The following is a 3,680-nucleotide window of genomic DNA, read 5'->3' on the forward strand; positions in this document are numbered from 1 at the left end:
AGATGGGTTTAAGGGACGGATGCGGCGGACGGCGGCGGGGTGGGCGGCTCAGCCGGCGAAGAGGCGGCCGAGCTCGGCGGCGAGAGCGATCGCGCGCGGGTCGCCGCCGCCGGGCCACGCCCCGCGGGCGATGGTCCACGCGAAGGCGATCCCCGTCTCGGGGTCGACGCACGCGAGGCCGCCCGCGGCACCGTCGTGCCCGAACGCGTTCACGCCGCCGAAGGGCATGGCCGCGGTCGGCTTCTGGAACACGATCGCGTGCGCCCGGTCATGCTGACCGAGCACCTCGTCGTAGCCGTGCACCTGCTGCTGCCCGATCTGCGCGACCGTGTCGGCCGAGAGGAAGGGCGCGGCGCCCTCGACCCCGGTGACGGCGGCCGCGAGAAGGCGCGCGATGCCGCGCGCGCTGCCGGTGCCCGACGTCGCCGGATGGCCGTAGCGCCAGCTGCGCGGGTCGTTCGCGACGTCGGGCGTCGGCGGGGCGCTGCCGAAGACGCGGACTCCGAGCGCGGTGGGCTGCCGGTCACCGACGCCCGCGGCGGGCGGGGTCATCGACTGGAGGTCGACGCGGCGGTGCTCCTGGTCGGCGGGGAGTCCGAGGAAGAAGTCGATGCCGTGCGGGGCCCGGATCTCCTCCTCGTAGTACGCGTGCATCGTCCGGCCGGTCACCCGGTGGATCAGCTCGGCACCGAGGTTTCCGATCGTCACGCCGTGATACCCGAACGCGCTCCCCGGATGCCAGAGGGGCCGGGTCGCGGCCAGGCGCGCCGCCGCGACGGGCTGGTCGAGCGCGTCGAAGCGGTCGAGCGGCGGATCGGTCTGCGCGAGGCCCGCCTGGTGCGACAGCAGCTGGCGCACGGTGACGCGCTGCTTGCCCGCCGCCGCGAACTCGGGCCAGTGGTCGGCGACGAGGTCGTCGAGGTCGAGGAGACCGCGCTCGACCAGGAGACCGATCGTGATGCCGATGGTGTTCTTCGTCACCGAGAACGGCACGAGCACCGAGTCCTCGCCGAGGTGACGCCCACCCCAGACGTCGAGCACGGGCACGCCGCGATGGAACGCCGCGGCCTGGAACGACAGCTCGGGGTCTCCCGCGAGGGCGGCGTCCAGCCGGGCGACCGCGTCGGTGACCCGGTCGTCGGCGCGGCCGTGCAGGTGCGCGGTGTCGAGCGGCGTCACGCGGGCACCGACCAGACCGTGCCGAGCGGTGTCTCGACGACCGAGGCCCCCGCGCGCAGCGTGTAGTCGCCGGGCTCGGTGACCCACGCGCCGTCCCAGTGCGCGAGGCGCCGCGCGGGAACCGAGACCCGCGCCTCGACGCTCTCACCGGGGGCGGCGTCCACGGTGGCGAAGCCGACGAGCCAGCGCGCCGGGCGCTCGACCGCCGACTCGGCGCGCTCGGCGTAGACCTGCACGACCTGGCGGCCGTCGCGCTCGCCGGTGTTGGTCACGCGGACCACGAGGTCGTCTCCGTCGCGCTCCGCGGCATCCCATGACCAGGTCGTGTACCCCAGGCCGTGGCCGAAGGGGAACGCGGGGGGCGTCTCGGTGCGCAGCCACGCGCGGTAGCCGATGTGGATGCCCTCGTCGTAGCGCAGCACGCCGTCGGTCGGGGTGACCTCGAGCACCGGAACGTCGGTCATGCGGGCGGGCCAGGTGGTGGGCAGGCGCCCGCCGGGCTCGGCAGCGCCGGTCAGGACGGCCGCGAGCGCGCTGCCGAACTCCTGGCCGCCGAAGTAGCCGTGCACGACGGCCGCGACCTCGTCGGCCCAGGGGAGCACGACCGGGGAACCCGCGTTGACGATGACGATCGTGCGCGGGTTGGCGCGGGCGACGGCGCGCACGAGGTCGTCCTGACGACCCGGCAGATCGAGAGAGGTGCGGTCGTAGCCCTCGGACTCGACCTTGGAATTGGTCCCCACGACGACCACGGCGACCTCGGCCGCCTCGGCGGCGGCGACGGCGCGAGCGATCAGCTCGTCGGGGTCGGTGCGCTCGGGGGCGATGCCCAGGGTCGCGCTCATCGCACCCGAGAGTGCTCCGGAGCCGTCGCGCGAGAACTCGGCGCGCACCGCGATCTCTCGGCCGGCCTCCACCTCGACGGTGGCCGTGACGGACGGCGGGTTGAGGAAGGCGGCCCCCAGGTCGGTGCCCTCGAGCGCCGGGCTGTCGTCGAGCACGAGCTCGTCGTCGACGAACACTCGCGCGGGGTTCGCTCCCGCGAATCCGAGCTCGATCGCGCCGGACTTCTCGGGGGTGTACCCGGTCTCGAACACGACGGTGCGGCTGGCCTCGATCGGGGCGTCGCCGCCGAACCAGACCAGGGCCGACGCGCGACGGTTCTCGGCGAAGAGCTCGGTGCCCGCGGCATCCAGGAACCGGACGCGAAGTCCGGGCTCGCCCGTGACGGGGTTGCGCATCTGCGACAGCGGCAGTTCGGTCACGCCCTCCTGCGTGACGGCGCCGAGCTCGTACGTGACCCGGTCGTCGCCGAACGCCTCGCGCAGGCCCTCGAGGGGAGACACGATGTGGGCGGGGATGACGGTCGCGCTGCCTCCGCCCTGCGTCCGCGCGTCGCGCGCGTTCTGTCCGATGACGGCGACGGATGCCACGGCCCCGGCGTCGAGGGGGAGGATCCCGTCGTTGCTCAGCAGCACCGTCCCGGCGATGGCCGACTCGCGCGCGAACTCCGTGGCATCCACGGGGGCGGGCTCGATCGCGGTGCTGCCCTCGAGGGCGCCGACGCGCTCGGCGAGCAGCAGCAGACGCAGCACCTTGCGGTCGAGGTCGGCCTCCTGCACGCGACCGTCGCGGACGGCCTCGACGAGGTCGGCCCAGGCTGGCGCGGGGCCGGGCATCGCGAGGTCTTGCGCGGCTGCGACGGCGTCGAGCGAGCGCACGGCGGTCCAGTCGCTGATGACCACGCCGTCGAAGCCCCACTCGGAGTTCAGCGGGGTCTCGAGCAGGTCGTTCTCGGTCATCGTCACGCCGTCGACGGCGTTGTACGAGCTCATGATCGACCACGCGCCCGCGTCGACCGTGCGCTCGAAGGGAGCGAGGTACAGCTCGCGGAGGGCCCGCTCGTCGACCTGCACATCGACGGTGAAGCGGTCGGTCTCGGAGTCGTTCGCGACGAAGTGCTTCGGGGTCGCGGCGACGCCGTTGTCCTGCAGGCCGCGCACGTACGCGGCACCCAGTTCGGCAGTGAGCTCGGGGTCCTCGCTCAGGCACTCGAAGTGGCGACCGCCGAGCGGGGAGCGGTGCAGGTTGATGGTCGGTCCGAGGACGACGTCGACACCCTTGCGTCGCGCTTCGGATGCCGCGGCCGCGCCGTACCGGTAGGCGAGATCGACGTCCCACGAGGCGGCCAGCGCCGACCCCGACGGCATGTTGAGCGAGGGCTCGCGCTCGTCCCAGCGGGGCCCGCGGACACCCGCGGGGCCGTCCGAGAGGGTCATCGCGCGCAGCCCGATCTCGGGGAGCGGCACGGTGGTCCAGAAGTCGGCGCCCTGGACCAGGGCTGCCTTCTGCTCGAGGGTCAGCGCCGAGAGCAGCGGGACGAGGTGGTCGGTGGCAGGCGTAGCAGTCACGGTGATCTTTCCGGTGGGGAGGGGTCAGGATGCCGACAGCAGGGCGCGGCGCGCGGCGCGGCGCTCCTCCTGACGGTCGGGGTCGGGGAC

The 3,680-nt window shown here is 73.9% G+C and carries 2 protein-coding genes; both read right to left on the reverse strand.

Features of this window, described 5'->3' with window-relative positions; all coding sequences use genetic code 11:
• Window positions 1-48: 48 nt before the first annotated feature.
• Window positions 49-1,179: a serine hydrolase domain-containing protein gene (locus NS220_RS06505; protein WP_058623276.1), complete on the reverse strand. Its 1,131-nt coding sequence runs from the start codon at window positions 1,177-1,179 to the stop codon at window positions 49-51.
• Entirely contained in the window at window positions 1,176-3,458 is a 2,283-nt protein-coding gene (locus NS220_RS06510; RefSeq protein WP_242864551.1) for a glycoside hydrolase family 3 protein, read from the reverse strand. The genes NS220_RS06505 and NS220_RS06510 overlap by 4 nt, the downstream gene beginning before the upstream one ends.
• Between the last annotated feature and the right edge of the window lie 222 nt (window positions 3,459-3,680).

The organism is Microbacterium testaceum (assembly GCF_001476655.1).
In the GTDB taxonomy this organism is placed as follows: Bacteria; Actinomycetota; Actinomycetes; order Actinomycetales; family Microbacteriaceae; genus Microbacterium; species Microbacterium testaceum_C.